This is a genomic window from Rhizobium mayense, assembly GCF_030272705.1.
Lineage (GTDB): Bacteria > Pseudomonadota > Alphaproteobacteria > Rhizobiales > Rhizobiaceae > Rhizobium > Rhizobium mayense.
Genome location: NZ_JARFYM010000022.1, coordinates 12892 through 31509, shown reverse-complemented (window position 1 = coordinate 31509; position 18618 = coordinate 12892). Strand labels below are relative to the sequence as shown.

Annotated in this window: 18 protein-coding genes; 9 read left to right on the top strand and 9 right to left on the bottom strand. The window is 60.7% G+C overall.

Going from position 1 to position 18618, the window contains the following annotated elements; all coding sequences use genetic code 11:
- Window positions 1–7 precede the first annotated feature (7 nt).
- A complete protein-coding gene (locus PY649_RS22750; protein WP_285870987.1) occupies window positions 8–1153 on the bottom strand; it encodes a Gfo/Idh/MocA family protein in 1146 nt (381 codons plus the stop codon).
- A 144-nt stretch (window positions 1154–1297) separates the two neighbouring features.
- Window positions 1298–1993, bottom strand: coding sequence for a TetR/AcrR family transcriptional regulator (locus PY649_RS22745; RefSeq protein ID WP_285871071.1), 696 nt, complete (start codon window positions 1991–1993; stop codon window positions 1298–1300).
- Between the two features lie 182 nt (window positions 1994–2175).
- Here PY649_RS22745 and PY649_RS22740 point away from each other — a divergent pair, with 182 nt between their 5' ends.
- The 6 genes from PY649_RS22740 to PY649_RS22715 all read left to right on the top strand — a co-directional run bounded on the left by PY649_RS22740 (window position 2176) and on the right by PY649_RS22715 (window position 8711).
- Window positions 2176–3462, top strand: coding sequence for an ABC transporter substrate-binding protein (locus PY649_RS22740; RefSeq protein ID WP_285870985.1), 1287 nt, complete (start codon window positions 2176–2178; stop codon window positions 3460–3462).
- A 37-nt stretch (window positions 3463–3499) separates the two neighbouring features.
- Window positions 3500–4435: a carbohydrate ABC transporter permease gene (locus tag PY649_RS22735; protein WP_432761393.1), complete on the top strand. Its 936-nt coding sequence runs from the start codon at window positions 3500–3502 to the stop codon at window positions 4433–4435.
- Window positions 4428–5312 (top strand): carbohydrate ABC transporter permease, encoded by an 885-nt coding sequence (locus PY649_RS22730; protein WP_432761390.1) that lies wholly within the window; start codon window positions 4428–4430, stop codon window positions 5310–5312. The genes PY649_RS22735 and PY649_RS22730 overlap by 8 nt, the downstream gene beginning before the upstream one ends.
- Window positions 5313–5483: 171 nt before the next feature.
- The gene (locus PY649_RS22725; protein ID WP_285870983.1) at window positions 5484–6509 is read left to right on the top strand and encodes a Gfo/Idh/MocA family protein; all 1026 of its coding nucleotides are present in this window, start codon (window positions 5484–5486) and stop codon (window positions 6507–6509) included.
- 7 nt (window positions 6510–6516) lie between these two features.
- On the top strand, window positions 6517–7587 hold the full coding sequence (locus tag PY649_RS22720) for a Gfo/Idh/MocA family protein (protein ID WP_285870981.1): 1071 nt from the start codon (window positions 6517–6519) through the stop codon (window positions 7585–7587).
- 44 nt (window positions 7588–7631) lie between these two features.
- On the top strand, window positions 7632–8711 hold the full coding sequence (locus PY649_RS22715) for an ABC transporter ATP-binding protein (protein ID WP_285871069.1): 1080 nt from the start codon (window positions 7632–7634) through the stop codon (window positions 8709–8711).
- A 75-nt stretch (window positions 8712–8786) separates the two neighbouring features.
- Here PY649_RS22715 and PY649_RS22710 read toward each other — a convergent pair whose 3' ends face one another.
- The 7 genes from PY649_RS22710 to epmA form a co-directional block, all read right to left on the bottom strand.
- Window positions 8787–11258, bottom strand: coding sequence for a glycosyl hydrolase 2 galactose-binding domain-containing protein (locus tag PY649_RS22710; protein WP_285870979.1), 2472 nt, complete (start codon window positions 11256–11258; stop codon window positions 8787–8789).
- Window positions 11259–11325: 67 nt separating this feature from the next.
- The gene (locus tag PY649_RS22705; RefSeq protein WP_285870978.1) at window positions 11326–12285 is read right to left on the bottom strand and encodes a DUF1839 family protein; all 960 of its coding nucleotides are present in this window, start codon (window positions 12283–12285) and stop codon (window positions 11326–11328) included.
- An 8-nt stretch (window positions 12286–12293) separates the two neighbouring features.
- The gene (locus PY649_RS22700; protein ID WP_285870977.1) at window positions 12294–13202 is read right to left on the bottom strand and encodes an amino acid--[acyl-carrier-protein] ligase; all 909 of its coding nucleotides are present in this window, start codon (window positions 13200–13202) and stop codon (window positions 12294–12296) included.
- Window positions 13203–13207: 5 nt separating this feature from the next.
- The gene (locus PY649_RS22695) at window positions 13208–14401 is read right to left on the bottom strand and encodes an acyl-CoA dehydrogenase family protein (RefSeq protein WP_285870975.1); all 1194 of its coding nucleotides are present in this window, start codon (window positions 14399–14401) and stop codon (window positions 13208–13210) included.
- Window positions 14401–14652, bottom strand: a complete 252-nt coding sequence (locus tag PY649_RS22690) for an acyl carrier protein (RefSeq protein ID WP_285870974.1) — start codon at window positions 14650–14652, stop codon at window positions 14401–14403. Before PY649_RS22690 ends, PY649_RS22695 begins: the two co-directional genes overlap by 1 nt.
- 357 nt (window positions 14653–15009) lie before the next feature.
- A complete protein-coding gene (locus tag PY649_RS22685; protein ID WP_285870973.1) occupies window positions 15010–16062 on the bottom strand; it encodes a lysine-2,3-aminomutase-like protein in 1053 nt (350 codons plus the stop codon).
- Entirely contained in the window at window positions 16059–17123 is a 1065-nt protein-coding gene (epmA, locus tag PY649_RS22680; protein ID WP_285870972.1) for an EF-P lysine aminoacylase EpmA, read from the bottom strand. The genes PY649_RS22685 and epmA overlap by 4 nt, the downstream gene beginning before the upstream one ends.
- Window positions 17124–17273: 150 nt before the next feature.
- On the opposite strand from epmA, the gene efp reads away from it, so the two are divergent.
- From efp to PY649_RS22665, 3 genes are all read left to right on the top strand, one after another.
- Window positions 17274–17843, top strand: coding sequence for an elongation factor P (gene efp / locus PY649_RS22675; RefSeq protein WP_285870971.1), 570 nt, complete (start codon window positions 17274–17276; stop codon window positions 17841–17843).
- A gap of 137 nt (window positions 17844–17980) precedes the next feature.
- The gene (locus tag PY649_RS22670) at window positions 17981–18208 is read left to right on the top strand and encodes a DUF4160 domain-containing protein (protein ID WP_285870970.1); all 228 of its coding nucleotides are present in this window, start codon (window positions 17981–17983) and stop codon (window positions 18206–18208) included.
- Window positions 18201–18614 (top strand): DUF2442 domain-containing protein, encoded by a 414-nt coding sequence (locus PY649_RS22665; protein WP_285870969.1) that lies wholly within the window; start codon window positions 18201–18203, stop codon window positions 18612–18614. Before PY649_RS22670 ends, PY649_RS22665 begins: the two co-directional genes overlap by 8 nt.
- The last annotated feature ends 4 nt before the right edge of the window (window positions 18615–18618 follow it).

Genomic DNA, 18618 nt, shown 5'->3' with positions numbered 1-18618 from the left:
TCGCCCCTCAAATCTCCAGCGGCTCGACATCAAGCCAGCGGCGTTCGGCCCAGCTCTTCAGGCCGAGAGAGGCGAGCTGGACGCCCTTGGCGCCTTCCGTCAGGGTGTGGCGCCAGGGTGCGTCTTCGAGCACATGGCGCAGGAACATTTCCCACTGGATCTTGAAACCGTTGTCGTAAACCTGATTGTCCGGCACTTCGTCCCAGGTGTCGTAGAAATCGATCGTCTGCGGCTGGTCGGGATTCCAGACCGGCTTCGGCGTGTTGACACGATGCTGGGTCCAGCAACGCGTCAGTCCCGCCACTGCCGAGCCATGCGTGCCGTCGACCTGGAAGGTCACGAGGTCATCGCGGCGGACGCGGACGGCCCAGGAGGAATTGATGTGGGCGATGACGCCGCCTTCCAGTTCGAAGGTGGCGTAGGCCGCATCGTCGGCATCCGCAACATAACGGCGACCGGCCTCGTCAACGCGTTCGGGAATGTGGGTGGCGCCTAGGCAGCTGATCGCCTTCACTGGCCCGAAGAGATTGTCGAGCACATAGCGCCAGTGGCAGAGCATATCCAGGATAATGCCGCCGCCGTCTTTCTTGCGATAGTTCCAGGATGGGCGCTGCGCCGTCTGCCAGTCGCCTTCGAACACCCAGTAGCCGAATTCGCCGCGAACGGAGAGGATCTTGCCGAAGAAACCGCTGTCGCGGAGCATCGCGATCTTGCGGAGGCCCGGCAGAAACAGCTTGTCCTGCACGACGCCGTTCTTCAAACCGGAGGCCTTGGCCTTGCGGGCGAGCGCTATCGCCGTATCGAGATCGTCGGAGATCGGCTTTTCGCAATAGACATGCTTGCCGGCGTCCAGCGCCTTCGAAATCAGCTCGGCGCGCATCTGAGTGGTCGCCGCGTCGAAGAAGATCGCATCGTTTGGATCGGCAAGCGCGCCCTCGAGATCGGTGGTCCATCGCTCGATGCCGTATTTGCGGGCCAGCTCTTCCAGTCGCGCCGCGTTGCGGCCGACAAGGACCGGATCTGGCATGACTCGTTCGCCGTTCGACAGCAACACGCCGCCTTCAGCGCGAAGCGCCACGATCGAGCGGATGAGATGCTGGTTCAGCCCCATGCGTCCCGTGAGGCCGTGCATGATGATACCAACGCGCTTCATGATCCCTCCTGAATATTTGACCCGACTCCCTCCAGAGTCAGGAAAAGCAAAGGCTTGGTTGACCAGCCAAGGTAACTATATAGTTACACGATCGCGCGATCTCTCCGGATTTGTCAATCGCCTTTCGAAAATTTCTGACAGTCATCAGGCCTTGATCGAGGACAGGGTCACCGAAACGATGTGCTCGCCCCAGGCTTTCAGCGCCGCCGGCGCCGTCAGCTTTCGGGCAAAAATCGTCGAAAGCGTATGGCGATTGGACAGGTAGAAGAAACCAAGCGCCGCGATGGTAAGGTAAACGGACACCGGATCAATGCCCGGCCGGAAGATGCCGGCTGCTTCACCTCGTCGCAGCACGTCTGCAAGCTCGTCGATGAAATGCGAGTGCATCGCCGAAATCTTGTCGGAACGCTTCAGATACCGTGCTTCATGCAGGTTTTCGGTGACAAGCAGGCTCAAGAATTCCGGATGATCGAGGAAATGATGCCAGGTGAAGAGCGCAAGCTCCCGCATCCCCTCCTCGGGATCGCGATGGGCAAGATCGAGATTCTTCTCGGCGCTGCGGATCTCCGCATAGGTCGCTTCCAGCACAGCAACGTAAAGCCCCTCCTTGTCGCCGAAATAGTGATAGAGCATGCGCTTGTTGGTCTGCGCGCGCGCTGCGATCGCATCCACTCTCGCGCCGCCGAAGCCATGGGCAGCGAATTCCTCTGTCGCCGCTTCCAGGATCGTCGCATGGGTGCGCTGCGGATTGCGCGCGACCCTCTTCGGAGTCGGTTCCGCATTCCCGTAAGCGCCTGCTTTCGCTGATTTTTCCGTTCCTTGCGTTGCTCTGGCCACCATGGACATTCCCCCTCCCCGATCTATCTCTTTCGCAACGGACGCCTCCAGCCTCAGCGCGGGTCGTTTTGATTGTGATACGATTGGCGCTTGACAGCGGTCGCGTTTCTATCCAACTTGTAACCAAATAGTTATATCATGCAAAGCAGTTCGTAAATCACCGGTTAACTGGGGAGGAGACCAGGATGACTTTCGCGATCAATCGCCGGCAATTACTTGCTGGTATGGCAGCCGCCGCTGCATTCGGCAGCGTCGGGCTTGGCCGCGCCAACGCGGCAACCTCGATGCGCTTTCTGTGGTGGGGTTCGAAGGAGCGAACCGACCGCACGCTAGCGGCCATCAAAGCCTATCAGGGCAAGAATGCCGATGTCTCGATCGCGGGCGAATCCTTCGGCTGGGACAACTACTGGACACGCCTGGCCACCCAGACAGCGGGCGGCAATGCGCCCGACCTGATCCAGATGGATTATCGTTACATCTTCGAATATGCGCGTCGCGGCACGCTGCTGGACTTCACGCCCTATATGGGCAAGGGACTGGCGATCGATGATTTCGGCGCGCCCAACATCGATTCCGGCAAGGTCGACGGCAAGCTTTACGGCGTCAATCTCGGCGTCAATTCCAGCATGGCCGCCGTCAATACCGTCGCCTGGGCGGAAGCGGGCGTCGAGCCGATGCATGACGGCATGACGTGGGATCAATTTGCCGAGGCATGCGCCAAGGTCACGGCTGCCGGCAAGCGGCGCGGCTTCTACGGCTCCCAGGACGCAAGTGGCGTCGAGCCCTCCTTCGAATGCTGGCTGCGTCAGCGCGGCAAGGCCCTTTATACCCCCGACGGCAAGCTCGCCTTCGAGGCCAAGGACGCCGCGGATTGGTTTGCGTTCTGGGGCCATATGCGCGATATCAAGGCTTGCGTGCCGGCCGATGTCCAGGCGCTCGATCAGCTGACCATCGAGACGAACATGATTGCGCTGCGCAAGGCAGCCGTCTGTTTCGCCCATTCCAACCAGTTCATCGCCATCCAGGGCCTCGGCAAGGAAAAGCTCGACCTCTTCGCCTATCCGAATCCCGGCCCCGACGGCAAGCCCGGCCAATATCTGAAGCCGTCGATGCTGATGTCGGTTTCGGCTGCATCGCCCAACAAGGACGCCGCCGTCGCCTTCGTCAACTATCTGGTGGAAGACCCCGACGGCACCAAGGCGCTCGGCGTCGAGCGCGGCGTTCCGGCTTCCTCCAAGATTCGCGGGTTGCTGACGCCGGATCTCGATGCCGCGAGCAAGCAGGTCGTCGACTATATCGGCCGCCTGACGCCACAGGTCGGGGCGCTGCCGCCGTCTCCGCCGAACGGCGCCGGCGAAAATGCCTTCCTGCTGAAGAAGATCGCCGAGGAAGTAGCCTTCGGCAAAACCAGCGCCCAGGACGCTGGAGCGAAGTTCGTCGAACAGGCGGCGGCAAACGTAACGCGAGGCTAATACCGTGGGTACAAACCGCAACAGCGTCGCCGGTGGCATGGCCATCGGCGCGAACGCGCCGGTGCGCGTCGAAACATATCAGAAGGCGCCAAGCGCGTTTGCGCGCAATGCGCCGGGCTATCTGTTTCTCCTGCCGTGGTTCATCGGCTTCTTCGGCCTGACCCTTGGACCGGCGATCGTGTCGCTCTATTTGTCCTTCACCGACTATAACCTGCTACAGGCGCCGCATCTGGTCGGGCTGGATAATTATGCGCGCATCGCCACCGGCGACGACAAGTTCATCTCCTCTATGCGGGTGACCCTGTTCTATGTCGTCTGCTCGGTGCCGCTGAAGCTTGCCTTCGCGCTGTTGGTGGCGCTGTTGCTCAACCGCGGCATTCGCGGCCTCACGATCTATCGTGCCATCTTCTATCTGCCGTCGCTACTTGGCTCGAGCGTCGCCATTGCGGTGCTCTGGCGGCAGATTTTCGATGGCGACGGCGTCGTCAATACCCTGCTGTGGTACGTGTTCGGCATCAATGGTCCGAGCTGGATTTCGAACCCCAACTACTCCCTCTACACCCTCATCATTCTGGCGATCTGGCAGTTCGGCTCGCCGATGATCATCTTCCTTGCCGGCCTTCGGCAGATTCCGACCGATCTCTATGAGGCGGCGAGCCTCGACGGCGCATCGAAGGCGCGGATTTTCTTCAAGATCACCCTGCCGCTGCTGACGCCGGTCATCTTCTTCAACGCCGTCGTGCAGACCATCGATGCCTTCAAGGCCTTCACGCCGGCCTATGTCATCTCTTCCGGCACCGGCGGTCCTATCGACTCGACGCTGTTCTACACACTCTACCTCTACCAGGAAGCCTTCGGCTATTTCCGCATGGGGTACGCCGCGGCTCTCGCCTGGGTGCTGGTGATCATCATCGCGATCTTCACCGCTTTCTCCTTCCTCTCCGCTCGTTATTGGGTCCACTACGATGACTGACGCGAAGCTCATCCACTTTCCCGACGATCTGAACCCGCCGCGCGAGCGGCCCTGGTTCCTGTCTATCATCATCCATGTCGCTCTGGTCGGCGCATCGATCGTGATGCTCTACCCCCTGCTCTGGATGCTGTCCGGCTCGATAAAAGACCAGAATGAAATCTTCGGCACGGCCTCGCTGATCCCGTCGCAATTCGACTTCAGCTCTTATTACCGCGGCTGGTTCGGCGGGCAGGTCACCTTCGGCTCGTTCGTGTGGAACTCCGTCGTGATCGCCGTCCTTTCCGTCATCGGCAATGTCGTCTCCTGTTCGCTGGCGGCCTATGCCTTCGCGCGGCTGAATTTCTGGGGCAAAAATTTCTGGTTCGCGCTCATGCTCGGCACGCTGATGCTGCCCTATCACGTGACGCTCATCCCGCAATATATCCTGTTCCTGAAGCTCGGCTGGGTGAAAACCATTCTGCCGCTGGTCGTGCCGAAATTCCTGGCGGTCGACGCCTTCTTCATCTTCCTGATGGTTCAGTTCTTCCGCGGCATCCCCCGTGAGCTCGACGAGGCCGCAATGATGGACGGGTGCAGCCCCTGGCGCATCTACTGGCGCATCATGCTGCCGCTGTCGCTGCCGGTTCTGGCAACCGCGGCCATATTCTCCTTCATCTGGACCTGGGACGATTTCTTCGGCCCGCTGATCTACCTCTCCGACATCAACACTTACACGGTGCAGCTCGGTCTCCGCTCTTTCGTCGACTCGACCGGAAGCTCCGACTGGAGCAGCCTGTTCGCGATGTCGAGCATCTCGCTGATCCCCGTCTTCCTGATCTTCCTGTTCTTCCAGAGGCTGCTGATCGACGGCATCGCGACCGCCGGCCTCAAACGCTGACACGAACCCCACGGTCCCGAATGCCCAAGGTTTGGGACCGTAACCAAAGCAATTCCAGCAATAGTGCGAAGCGGTTTTGCGTCCGGAATTGCGTGAAACAAACAGAGAGCATTTCCAAGCTTCATTGGAGACGGAAATGCTCTCGATAAACCCACTGAAAGGAAATGTCGCATGAGCGCGCTGCGCTTTGCCGCCATCGGCCTCAATCACGATCACATCTACGGCCAGGTCAACGTCATGCTGCGGGCCGGCGCCGAACTCGTCGCCTTCCATGCCGCCGAGGACGACCTCGCCGCCATCTTCGCCGGACGCTTTCCACAGGCGAGACGCGTTGCCGACAAGAGGGAAATTCTGGAAGATAGCTCCATCGCGCTCATTGTCAGCGCGGCCGTGTCCAGCGAGCGGGCCGGCCTTGCCGTCGAGGCCATGCGCCACGGCAAGGACGTGATGCTCGACAAGCCCGGCATGGTGACGCTGGATCAGCTCGCGGAAGTGCGAAAGGTACAAGCCGAGACCAAGCGCATCGTCTCCATCCTCTATTCCGAACACTTCGAGACGGCATCCACCGTCAAGGCAGGCGAACTGGTCAAGGCCGGCGCGATCGGCAAGGTGATCCACACGACCGGTCTTGGGCCGCACCGGCTGCGCAAGCCGACCCGGCCGGAATGGTTCTTCGACCGTAAGCGCTATGGCGGCATCATTACCGACATCGCTTCGCATCAATGCGAGCAGTTCCTGTTTTTCGCGGACTCGCTGGAAGCCGAGATTCTGTCGGCGACGGTCTCAAACCGTGCCAATCCCGACACGCCCGGCCTGCAGGATTACGGCGATTTCCACCTGCGCACGCCTGATGTCACCGGCTATGTCCGCGTCGACTGGTTCACGCCCGACGGACTTTCCACCTGGGGCGACGGCCGCCTCTTCATCGTCGGCACGGAAGGCACGATTGAGTTGCGCAAATATATCGATGTCGCCGGCCGTCCCGGCACGGACCATCTTTTCCTCACCGACCGCAAGGGTATGCAGCATATCGATTGCGGCGGCGTAGAGCTGCCTTACGGCCGGCAACTGGCCGCTGACATCAGGGACCGCACCGAAACAGCGATGGGACAAGACCATTGCTTCAAAGCCATGGAGCTGGCGCTGAAGGCGCAGGCTCTGGCTGAAGCTACATCGCTCAACAGCGTACAAAGGTAATTTGCACATGTCCGACGTAAAGAAAGTTGCGGTCATCGGTCTCGGCATCGGCCGCTCGCATATTGTCGAAGGCTATCTGCCGCATCCGGACCGCTTCCAAGTCGCCGTGGTCTGCGATCTCAACGAGGAGCGCCTGAATGCCATCGGCGACGAATTCGGCATCGCGAGGCGCATCAAGGATTTCGTCGAGGTCCTGAACATGCCGGACATCGATATTATCGATATCTGCACGCCGCCCGGTTCGCATTTCGAGCTGATTCTGCAGGCGCTCGCCGCAGGCAAGCACGTGGTCTGCGAAAAGCCGCTGGTCGGCTCGCTCGCCGATATCGACGCCGTCATCGCGGCGGAAAAGACGGCCAAGGGCAAGCTGATGCCGATCTTCCAATACCGTTATGGCGACGGCATCCAGAAGGCCAAGCGCATCATCGACGCCGGCATCGCCGGCAAGCCCTATGTCGCCACCTCCGAAACCCACTGGGTCCGTACCGGAGAATATTATGCCGTTCCCTGGCGCGGCAAATGGGCGACGGAACTCGGCGGCGTGCTGATGACGCATTCGATCCATCTGCACGACATGCTGACCTATCTGATGGGGCCGATTGCCGGCCTCTTCGGCCGCGTCGCCACGCGCGTCAACGATATCGAAGTGGAAGATTGCGCCAGCGCCAGCCTGCTGATGGAGAACGGCGCGCTCGCGACGATCAGTGCGACACTCGGTTCCCAGGAACAGATCAGCCGCCTGCGCCTCGCCTTCGAAAACGTCCTGATCGAAAGCAACCATGAGCCCTACAGCCCCGGCCAGGACCCGTGGAAGATCATCCCGGCCAATGATGAGGTGGCAGCGAAGATCGATGCATTGCTTGCCGATTGGACACCGGTGCCGATCCGTTTCAACACGCAGATGAAGCTGTTCCATGAGGCGCTGGTTTCCGGCGGGCCGCTGCCCGTGACCACGGTCGACGCCCGCCAGGCGCTGGAGCTGGTAACCGCGTTCTACGAATCGTCGGAAACGCGCACCGAAGTCCGCTTTCCGGTCGGCCCGGAAAGCACGAAATATAAGAGCTGGAGGCCAGCATGACGCCGGCCGCGCAAGCCATCAGGACGAACAAGGAGGAAGCGCCCATGGCGACAAGCGTCTCGCTGCAGAAGGTTATCAAGCGTTATGGCGAGCTCGAGGTCGTCCACGGCATCGACCTGGAAATCGAGCCCGGTGAATTCGCGGTTTTCGTCGGCCCCTCCGGCTGCGGCAAATCTACGCTGCTGCGCATGATCGCCGGCCTGGAGCCGATTTCCGGCGGCGCGCTCTATCTCGACGGCAGCCGCATGAATGACGTCCCCGCGTCCAAACGCGGCATCGCCATGGTGTTCCAGTCCTATGCGCTTTATCCGCACATGTCGGTCTACAAGAACCTCGCCTTCGGCCTGGAAACGGCGGGCATGAAGAAGCAGGAGATCCAGCCGCGCGTCGAAAAGGCGGCCGAAATCCTGCAGATCAAGCAGCTCCTGCAGCGCAAGCCGAAGCAGCTCTCCGGCGGCCAGCGCCAGCGCGTCGCCATCGGCCGCGCCATTGTGCGCGAACCGAAGATCTTCCTCTTCGACGAGCCGCTGTCCAATCTCGATGCCGAATTGCGCGTGCAGATGCGCGTCGAAATCGCTCGCCTGCATCAGAGGCTCGGCAATACCATGATCTACGTCACCCACGACCAGACGGAAGCCATGACCATGGCCGACAAGATCGTGGTGCTGAATGGCGGCAACATCGAACAGGTCGGCGCGCCCCTAGATCTCTACAACAAGCCGCGGAACAAATTCGTTGCCGGCTTCATCGGCTCGCCGAAGATGAACTTCCTCGACGCAAAGATCGTCGCTTCGGACGACGGCTCCGCGGTCATCGATCTCAACGGCCAGACCGTTCGCCTGCCGCGTCGGCTGGGCGGCCTCCAGCCCGGACAGGCCGTCACTCTCGGCGCCCGCCCGGAACATCTGAACGTCGGCGATCGCGGCCTGGCGCTCGGCGATGCCCGCGTCGATCTCGTCGAGCATCTCGGCGGCCAGACAATCCTCTACGTCACGCTGCAGGGCGGTCAGGCGCTGACGGTCGCGCTCGAGGACCAGCAGGCCATCCGCGCCGGCGAAACGGTCAGCATTCATATCGATCCCGAGCGCTGCCACCTGTTCGGGCCGGATGGAATGACTTTGTGACCGGAGCCAGCGGCGGACACTGAGTTATCTCGCCCACCAAGGGCGAGATAGGGCGGCTTGCTTGCCGCACCTCAATCAGACCTCCACGATCCGCCGGCTGCCGATAGTGCGGATCTGGCCGGATGGGATGGCATCGGCCGGAGCACCCTCTCTCCGGTATAGCCTTAACCGCCGCGTCACACCCGGCGACAGGTGAAACCAGTCATCCTCCGCCCGAAAGGCTTCGAAATCGATCTGGACCGATTGCGCCAGCCGGTCGCTGCGCAGATCGAGGAACCAGTGATCGTCCTGCTGCGCGACGGATGCCGTGATTTCAGCGTCACGGAAGGCTTTCGTCCTGCCCAACGGAAAATAGAAGGCTTCCGCGATCAGCGCCCCGGTCTCACGCGCGGTGAGACGCGCCATCGTAACGTCATGCGACGGCGGGCCGAAGCGGAAGGCATAGGTCGTGTCGAAAAAAGCGCCGAAGAGATCCGTGCAGGCGATCTTGTGCTTGCCGCGGGCTTCGACCGATAACTCCCGCGTGCCGCTGACCACGGTTTGCCGCCCATCTCGTAGGCAAGCCACATCGAGATCGAGGTCAAGGGCAACATCGCTTTCGTTGATGACATGCACGTCGAGGCCATTGGTGCCTTCGTCGGTGAGCAATACCTGTACCGGCCGGAAGGCGCGGCGGAGCGCATACCATATGGGTTTCGGCTCGCCCGTGGAATCGATCACGCCCCAGCCGGGGCCGGGCAGCAGGTCCTGCAATGTCCAGACGAGGGCACCGTTGCAGCCGGAGCCCTGGCGGCGCCATTCGGCATAGGTCTCTTCCGCGACTTCCCCGGTAACGGCTCGCGACAGATCGAGATAGAGACCCGGATCCTCCCGCCGCAGTCGGTTCGGTTCGAAGCCGTAGAGTTCCGTCAAATAATGGTCGCGCACATCCTCGAAATCCCAGGAAGCACCACGATCACGCGGCACGCGCTCTTTCCATAGCGGGCTATGGACTGCCGGGACCGGCAGATGCCGCGCCAAGGTCCGCGCTTGCGGCACATGCGCGAAAGCCAGGCTTTCCGCCGCAAATCGGACATCGGCACGGCGTGCATCGCCAAGCAGCCGCATATAGGCCCCAACACCATAGTAATGCGTCACGCCCGCATTCGGGGCAAACGGCATAGCGCCGCCCGAGGGAGAATTGACGACATAGGGAACATCAGGGCGTAAGGCCTTAACGACGGCCGGAATGATCTCCTCGACAATTGGGCTTGCCCAAAACCGTTCCGGCAATCCGAGCATCGCCGCCTGCTGATACATCTCGCTGCCGCCACACAGCACAGCGAGCGACGGTGACAGGCGTGTTCCGGAAAGAAGCTGCGCCGCTTCCGCCTCGACATGGGCGTTGAATACCTTGTCGTTCTTTGGATAATCGAAATTGGCGAGCATGAAATCCTGCCAGACCAGCAGGCCGAGTTCGTCGCAGAGCCGGAAGAACTCCGCGGTCTCATAGGCCATGGTGCCGCCGATGCGGACCATGTTCATGCCCGCCTCCGCCGCCAGCCGCAACCAGGGCTCGTAATCTTCTCGGCCGCCGGGCAGACGGGCAACATCCGCCGTCGTCCAGACGGCGCCGCGGCAGAAGATGCGCTCGCCATTGAGGACAAGCGCAAAATCCCGTCCGTCCGCGCCGCGGTCTACCGCGAGCCGGCGGAAGCCCGTGCGCCCGATCGGATGTTCGACGCCATCGACGATCAGCGCGACATCGTGGAGATAGGGTGTTCCGTGGGTGTGCGGCCACCATGGCGTCACGCCGGGGATTTTCAGGATCGCAGTGCAATGACCGTTATTGTCTTTCACGAACGCCTGCTCGACGTTGCCGCAGCGAAGCACGATCTCGCCGACATGTCCCTGGATCGAGAGTGAGGCATAAAGCCGGCCTTCGCCGTCTTCTAACAGGTCTGGACGCATCGAAAGATCGCGAATGACGGGATTATGCGGCCGCAACAGCGAAATCGACCGCCACGGACCGACGGCGTGGATTTCCGGGCACCAGCCGGGCATGTGGCCGAGCAGGGTCGCGCGAACCAGGCGCAGCCCCTGCGGAGTGATCATCTGAGGCCGCCAGCGGGCTCTTGGGCCGGGTTCGGCAAGCCGTGGTTCCAGGGCGCGAAAACACAGTGCCAGCTCGTCGCCGCCAAGCAGATGAACGGCGAGTTCGTGCGCCTCGAACATGCTCTCGGAGACGAGGATTTTTCTGCCGTTCAGAAAGACTTCGCAGAGCGTCGCCAAGCCCGCGAGCCTGAGAACCGCGTTGCCAGGGTCGGCATCGACCAATCGGCAAAGATACCAGGCGTCCTTGTCGTTCAGCGGATGGGGATGCTCTCGATTGAAGAGACCGGCCTTTTCCAGGGCCTCGGCCACCGTGCCTGGCACCGACGCCGGGATGAACCCCGCCGAAAGCGGCAGGTCCGAAGGCGAGGCGCAAGCGCCCGCATCCGTCAGTACCAGATTCCATCCTTCGCTCAGCAGCGTCTCGCCGCCAAAGCTTGCCAAACGCCCGTGCATTGGATCTCCCGGCTCAAAACTTGATCCTAAAAGTGCAAAGCAGCTTTTTGGATAGGATCATGTGCCACTAAAGCTTTTGTTCAAGCAGCCCCATCATGGAATCCCATGCATCCGCAGCCGGATCAAGGGCCGTCTGCAGGGGCTCGAATTTCTTGCGGGTTATGGCGCGGGCAAGCTGGAACTGTACCGATTTCGCCACTTCCGAGATCCGCCGTGCCGCACTGGCCGCCTCGGAAAAATCCGCCGACAGCCAGTCGAGATGACTGCCCGCCAGCTCGAAATTGGCGCCGAGCTGGCGCAGCGTATTGAAGGCATATTTGTGGAAGAAGCCGAAAGGCCGCTCGGCCACCGCTTCCACCTGTGCCGGGAAAACCGCTGCGAAGGCGCGGACGGGATTGGCCGTTGGACGACGGCGGAAATGGAAGGCCAGAAGTTGCCTGGATGTCTGCCGGATGGCCGCATCGCCCGGCGTGCTCTCCGGAAACTTCGCGAATTCGGTATAGGGCAGGAAGGGCAGATCCTCTTCCGTCAGATGCAGTTGGAACAGCCCGTCGAAATCCTCGCTGGACAGCTGGAAGAAGCCGCCGTTGTGGAAATAGTCGAGCTCCCGGCCCGCCATATCCAGCCTGTTGATAGCGACGGTCGTCTTGCCGTGCTCGCGGCGATAACCCACACCCTGTGTGTCGGGCATATAGAAGGAATCCATCTCGACGAGGCAAAGCCGGCCACGACCGATCTGCTCAGCGACATGGTGCTGCACCTTGTCGTAGATTGCCAGTTCGGTACAGCGGATGCCGTAGAGCGCCTCCAGATCTTCGAGCGGCGCTTTGAAGAAGGTGAACTGATCGCCCTCGAAGTCCTGCGTCACCGTGAAGCCGAGCATGGCTTCCGGCGGCAGTCTCCGGCTAGAAAGCACCTCGATCCAGAGATCGATATAGCAATTGCTTTCCGGCCACATGCGTTCGCTGTCGTGCAACGGATGCGGCTTGTAAGCGGCGGGGTTCAGTCCCTGAAAGACGGCAGCCATGGAGACGATCAGCCCCACAGCGCCTTGCGCACGCTCTCAGGCCATTCCTTGACGTCGAGGCCGTGGGTGTGAAACAGCGCCAGCGCGATACGCTCCAAGCCGAAGCCGACACAGGCCGTATGGGCGACACTGCCGTCGGCAAAGTTCAGACCCCATTTCGCGCCGAAGGCGTCCTGATGGTAGTTGAAGCTCATGCAGGCGGTCGGTTTGGCGGTCGAGGTGATCGGGATCAGCAGCTCGAACTTCAGGTTCTGGTCGCGCTGGTTATTGGCAAGCATCTTGCCGGCGCGGCCGAAGAACGGATCGTTGGCGACGTCGATGGTCACGTCCAGACCGACGGCCTTCATCATCTCGACGCCGCGATCCATCCAGCTCTGGCGGAAATCCGTCACGTGCTTATCGGTGCCCATGCAGACATATTCGCGCATGCGGAAGAGCTGCTGGCGAGCCGGATCCTTGGAAGGCTCATGGCGGAAGCAATAGGATTGCAGGTCGAAGAGTGCGCCGCCGTCAGGTAGTGCGCCGCGCTTGGCGACCGTCGGATAGAGCGGATAGCAAGCCGCCGGCGTCAGCACGATGTCGGTCGCTTCCTGATCCTTCGTCCAGTCCTCACCCACTTCCATGCACTTCAGCAGGCTCATGTGATCCAGCTCGTTGCCGCAGAAGCTGTGTACCGTGCCGGCGAGCTGCGGAAAGCTCTTCATGTAGCCGCTCTTTTCGAAGAAGGCGCGGTTCATGCCGGGCGGAAACCGGATGGCTTCGGCACCGTCGGCGCCCCCGAACTTGTCGATCAGTCGCTCGAACGCGGTGATGACGTCTTCAAACTGGCCGCTCCGGCCATAGAGACCGTCAACACCGGTGTCGATCAGAAGACCGGAATCGAAAAGACGGTCGAGAAACGAGGTCTGCATATCCATGACGATTACCCTAATAGGCTGGTATCTTGTTTGTGGACGAGCAGCATGGTCGACGTATTGCCGAGAATGCGGTCGTTCGAGATCATCAGTTGAGCGGAATGGGCGTCGCGCAGATGGCGACCAAGGCTGTAGGGCGTACCATTCTTGTAGCCCATGATGCCGCAGATCAGCATCGCGTGGTTGATGATCGGCAGGATCATTTCCGACGACGCGATCTTGACGTTGTTCATGGCGACGGCGAAGGCCATCGAGGAGAGCCGGTCTGCATCGACCTTGGCCTCTTCATAGACTTTCAGGCCGGCAACGACGTTCGATTTCACCATCTGCAACAGGCTGGAGACTTCCGCCAGCCGCAGCGCGCCGGGCGGCTGCGAGCCGGGCGACTTGCGGGCCGCGGCGCGGACGAATGCCTGGGCGCGGGCTACCGCATCGGCAGCGATGCCATACCAGACGCCGCTCCAGAGCAGATGCGAGCTTGCCAACATCGACTGCGCGGCAATTTCGGCAAACGGCTTCGGCAGGATCTGCACAGCCGGCGCCTCACCTTTGAAGAGGAAGCCGTCGGAGCAAGTGCCGCGCATGCCAAGCGTGTTCCACTCGACGGTGCGCTCCAGCGTGTATTGATCCCTAAGGAAGACCGTCATCACCTGGTCGGATGAGGCCGCTTCGGCATGGCTGCGCGAAGTGATGAGAATCGCGTCGGCATGGGCGCCATAGGAAATGACGGTCGCGTCCTTCTCCAGGAAGCAGCGGTCGCCTTCCACCTTGATGGCGCAAATGCTGTTGCGGAGATTGCCGCCGATGCCGCCTTCCGTCGTCGCAGAAGCCAGCAGAAGCTGATCCTTGGCAATACGGCGCATGAACTCGCGGTGCCAATCGCTGCCGGCGCCGTGCTCGACCAGGCTCGACAGCTTGATCTGATGCATGGCGAAAACCATGGCGCTCGCCGCACAGGCCTGGCCGAGGATCGAGCAAAGCTCGGCTATTTCGGTGATCGACGCCCCCTCGCCGCCAAGATCGGCAGGGATCTGGATCGACAGCAGCCTCTCGGCACGCATCGCATCCACAGCCTCGCGCGGGAACCGGCCCTCGGAGTCGACTATATCAGCATATTTGCCGGCGATTGCCGCGACGCGCGCGGCGCGCACCGCAGCTTTGTCTCCGGCTCCGCCTTCAACCAAAGCGACCGCGACGTTCATCAGGCGACCTTTCGGCTATCCAGGATCATTGCGACCGTCTTTTCGATGGCGACGATGCTCGCAAAGGATTTGCGGTTCAGCAGATTGTCGGGAAATTCGATGTCGAAGGCCTCTTCGATGCCGAGCATGAGCTGTACCGACGCAAAGGACGACAGCCCTGCCGCGTAGAGATCGGCGTCGTCGGTAATCTGATCCACCGCAACGGGGAGCGCACCAAACTTGGCCAGCAATTCGCGAATCGTCTCATTCATTCTGTAGTACCTCCAGGCAATCGCAAACACGACGGCAGCTAGGCCGTCTTATCCTGAGCCCAGAAGTAACAGGGAAAATAGAACATTCTGCTAAGCGACTTGGTAAATATAACCTGGTTATACTTAGCAATAAAACTTTATTTTTTAGGATTGTCTAAATATAATTTACCCTATGTAAGGCATACAACCCGGCGTTTAAACAGAAATATCTTAAATTTCTAAAATTTTCATAGGATGAATTGCAGAAACGCGGCACTTAACAACAGGGTTAACGCACTAAATTTTTTAGAAAATTTCCTCAAATACCGCGCCTTGAACGTCATGGAGCAGGTGTAACGGGACAAACCGCAAGCGAGCCTATCCCTCCGGCGGATAGATATGCTCGCCGCCGCGATAGTCCGAGACGGAATAGCAGCCTTCACCGAGCTCGCGGACGGTTTTTCTACCGATATCCGCCTTGCCGTGGCCGCCCGGGATATCGAGGATATAGGTGGGCTGGCAGAGGCCGGAAATGCGGCCGCGCAATGCCGCGACGATCTCCTGACCCTCCGCGATCGTCAGACGGAAATGGCTGGTGCCGGGGGCAAGATCGGGGTGATGCAGATAATAAGGCTTGATCCGCGTCTCGACGAAAGCCTTCATCAATGCTGCCAGCACATCCGGATCGTCATTGACACCCTTCAGCAGCACGGATTGGCTGACCAGGACGATACCGGCATCGACGAGCCGGGCGCAAGCGGCGCGCGCCTCCGCGGTCAGCTCGCGCGGATGGTTGGCATGCAGCGCCACATAGGCCGTCTTGCCGCTCGCCTTCAGCGCCTCAATCAGCGCTCCATCAACCTTGAGCGGATCAACAACGGGTACGCGCGTATGGAACCGGACGATCTTGACATGCTCGACGTCGGCGAGCGCCCTGAGCATTTCCTCCAGCCGGCGCGGCGACAGCACCAGCGGATCGCCACCCGTCAGGATGACTTCCCAGATCTCGCGATGATCGCGGATATAAGCAAAGGCACCATCGAGGGCCGCAGCATCCAGCGTCCCAAGTCCCTGCGGTCCAACCATTTCTCTGCGAAAACAGAAGCGGCAGTAGACCGGGCAGACGTGCACCGCCTTCAGCAGCACGCGGTCGGGATAGCGATGAACGATGCCTTCGACGGGGCTATGGGCATGATCGCCGATCGGATCGGCCCGCTCTTCCGGCGTGACGACCAGTTCGGCCACCCCAGGCACGAATTGCCGGGCAATGGGATCGGCGCGATCGGCGCGATCGATCAGCTTCGCCATGGCGGGCGTGAGCGCGATGGCGTAACGGTCCGCCACTGCTTCCAGCGAAAGGGCTTCGCCGGCATCGATCAGACCGGCTTGCTCGAGGTCGTCGACATTTCTAATCGGACGCATCACATTCATGAACCAAACTCCGAAACCGGTGCCCAGAGCACCTGTTCGATCCGCGAGGCGCCGGTCGCCAGCATCACCAGACGGTCGAAGCCAAGCGCTATGCCGCTTGCCTCTGGCATGACGGCAAGCGCTTCAAGAAATTCCTCGTCCAGCGGATAGGTCTCGCCATAGATGCGCTCTTTTTCGGCCATCTCGATCTTGAAACGCCGCCGCTGCTCGTCGGCATTGGTGAGTTCGCCGAAGGCATTGGCGAGCTCCACGCCGCAGGCGTAGAGCTCGAAGCGCTCGGCAACGCGATGATCGCGCGCCGACGGCCGAGCGAGGGCAGCTTCCGAGACCGGATATTCGTCGAGGATCGTCACCCGGCCGAAGCCGAGATAGGGCTCGACCTTTTCGACCAGCACGCGGCTGAAAAGATCCGGCCAGTGATCGTCCTTTGCAACGCGCATGCCGACGCGCCGCATCTCGGCTGCCAGATGCTCGCGATCCGTCGATCCGTCGAGGCCGATCGACCCGAACAGATCGATCCCCGCGTAACGTTCGAAGGCGGCAGCGACGCTAATGCGCTCCGGAGTCAGAAACGGATCGGTTTCGGCGCCGCGATAGCTGAGTTTCTTCGCCCCCACCGTCTTCGCCGCCAGCGCCAGCAGCGCGGCGCAATCGGCCATCAGCGCTTCGTAGGTCTCCCCTGCCCGATACCATTCCAGCATGGTGAATTCCGGATGGTGCAACGGCCCCCGCTCGCGATTGCGATAGACATGGGCGAAGCAGGCGATGCGCTCCTCACCGGCGGCCAACAGCTTCTTGCAGGCGAATTCCGGCGAGGTGTGCAGATAGAAGGGCGCCTTCTGGCCGTCCGTCGTCAGCGCCTCGGTGGCGAAGGCATGAAGATGCGCCTCATTGCCCGGCGACACTTGCAGCGTCGGCGTGTCGACTTCGATGAAATCGTTGCGGATGAAGAACTGACGCAGCGCCGCCTGGATGGCATTGCGGCCAATGAGGAACGGCCGCCGGTCCGCGTGGACGGTGCGGGTCCACCAGGGGGACGCTTTGCTGCTCGTTGGCTCCATTGCACGCTTTCTTCTCAGGATCGCCAGGGATGGGGGTGGCTATTTCTGCTGATTTAGGGTAGTTGCGCCCCCAAGCAAACAATAGCTGCGTCTCGAGGTGTATTTCGACAGTCCTCTACGACGCGACAAGCCGAGTTACAAGGAAGTCTTATGGTCAAGGTCATCGCCTCTTCAGTCCGCAAGGGCAACGTTCTCGACGTCGACGGCAAGCTCTACGTCGTCCTCACCGCTCAGAACTTTCATCCGGGCAAGGGCACGCCGGTCACTCAGGTCGATATGCGCCGCATCGTCGACGGCGTGAAGGTGTCCGAGCGCTGGCGCACCACCGAGCAGGTCGAGCGCGCCTTCGTCGAAGACGTGAACTTCCAGTACCTGTACGAAGACGGCGAAGGCTTCCACTTCATGAACCCGGCCACCTACGATCAGGTCGTCGTCGATGTCGAGACCATGGGCGATCAGAAAGCCTATCTCCAGGAAGGCATGACCTGCGTCCTGTCGATCCACGAAGGTGTTCCGCTGGCACTCGAACTGCCGCGCCACGTCACGCTGGAAATCACCGAAACGGAACCGGTCGTGAAGGGCCAGACTGCTTCGTCCTCCTACAAGCCCGCCATGCTGTCGAACGGCGTGCGCACCATGGTCCCGCCGCACATCAATGCCGGCACCCGCGTCGTCATCGCCACGGAAGACAATTCCTACGTCGAGCGCGCCAAGGACTGAGCGATCGGCCTATTGTTTCACGGGAAACGCCCTATCCTCACGGATGGGGCGTTTTTGTTTTTGCACAATGATAATCGGGTGAATGCTTTTGCCGAACCGACACTTGAAATACCTAAGTTGTTAGGTTATTTTCTCCCATGGTCACAGTTCTTCGTCAGCATGGGATGCGCTTCGTCGTTTATACAGCGGATCATGAACCTCCCCATGCTCATGTTGTCGGCGAAGGTGAAGCGCGGATCGATATCGTCAATCTAACCGTAATCACACAAGGCGGTATGTCTGATAGAGACGTCCGCCGGGCGGTAGCGACAATAGAAGCAAACCAGCAATTGTTCCTCGACACCTGGAGAAAATATCATGGTTGAGGTCACTGATGCGGAATTGGCGCGAGCAAAGCAGCGTTGGGAGGCCGAACGAGCTGAAAGACCTATTCCGGTTTCCGTTCGCTTCGATAACCTGTCGGAACGCGTCGTTGTTGAATTTACGAACGGAGCATCCTTTATGTTCCCAGCCCGCTCGCTAGAGGGTTTGGAAGAGGCAACGGCTGCGCAATTGGCCGAAGTCGAGCTCTTAGGCGAGACGGGACTGCATTGGGAAAGTCTCGACGCCGATTACACAATTACCGGTCTGATGAACGGAATATTCGGCACAAAAGCATTTATGGAAGCCCAGCGCCGTGGCGGCCAATCCCGCTCCCCCGCGAAAATCGCGGCAAGCCGTGCAAACGGTGCCAAAGGTGGGCGTCCCAAGAAGTCTGCAAAGCACTCCTGACACC

Coding starts and splice junctions, on each gene's coding strand:
- PY649_RS22750 (WP_285870987.1), bottom strand. CDS start 1,153: ATGAAGCGCGTTGGTATCATCATGCACGGCCTCACGGGACGCATGGGG.
- PY649_RS22745 (WP_285871071.1), bottom strand. CDS start 1,993: ATGGTGGCCAGAGCAACGCAAGGAACGGAAAAATCAGCGAAAGCAGGC.
- PY649_RS22740 (WP_285870985.1), top strand. CDS start 2,176: ATGACTTTCGCGATCAATCGCCGGCAATTACTTGCTGGTATGGCAGCC.
- PY649_RS22735 (WP_432761393.1), top strand. CDS start 3,500: ATGGCCATCGGCGCGAACGCGCCGGTGCGCGTCGAAACATATCAGAAG.
- PY649_RS22730 (WP_432761390.1), top strand. CDS start 4,428: ATGACTGACGCGAAGCTCATCCACTTTCCCGACGATCTGAACCCGCCG.
- PY649_RS22725 (WP_285870983.1), top strand. CDS start 5,484: ATGAGCGCGCTGCGCTTTGCCGCCATCGGCCTCAATCACGATCACATC.
- PY649_RS22720 (WP_285870981.1), top strand. CDS start 6,517: ATGTCCGACGTAAAGAAAGTTGCGGTCATCGGTCTCGGCATCGGCCGC.
- PY649_RS22715 (WP_285871069.1), top strand. CDS start 7,632: ATGGCGACAAGCGTCTCGCTGCAGAAGGTTATCAAGCGTTATGGCGAG.
- PY649_RS22710 (WP_285870979.1), bottom strand. CDS start 11,258: ATGCACGGGCGTTTGGCAAGCTTTGGCGGCGAGACGCTGCTGAGCGAA.
- PY649_RS22705 (WP_285870978.1), bottom strand. CDS start 12,285: ATGGCTGCCGTCTTTCAGGGACTGAACCCCGCCGCTTACAAGCCGCAT.
- PY649_RS22700 (WP_285870977.1), bottom strand. CDS start 13,202: ATGGATATGCAGACCTCGTTTCTCGACCGTCTTTTCGATTCCGGTCTT.
- PY649_RS22695 (WP_285870975.1), bottom strand. CDS start 14,401: ATGAACGTCGCGGTCGCTTTGGTTGAAGGCGGAGCCGGAGACAAAGCT.
- PY649_RS22690 (WP_285870974.1), bottom strand. CDS start 14,652: ATGAATGAGACGATTCGCGAATTGCTGGCCAAGTTTGGTGCGCTCCCC.
- PY649_RS22685 (WP_285870973.1), bottom strand. CDS start 16,062: ATGAATGTGATGCGTCCGATTAGAAATGTCGACGACCTCGAGCAAGCC.
- epmA (WP_285870972.1), bottom strand. CDS start 17,123: ATGGAGCCAACGAGCAGCAAAGCGTCCCCCTGGTGGACCCGCACCGTC.
- efp (WP_285870971.1), top strand. CDS start 17,274: ATGGTCAAGGTCATCGCCTCTTCAGTCCGCAAGGGCAACGTTCTCGAC.
- PY649_RS22670 (WP_285870970.1), top strand. CDS start 17,981: ATGGTCACAGTTCTTCGTCAGCATGGGATGCGCTTCGTCGTTTATACA.
- PY649_RS22665 (WP_285870969.1), top strand. CDS start 18,201: ATGGTTGAGGTCACTGATGCGGAATTGGCGCGAGCAAAGCAGCGTTGG.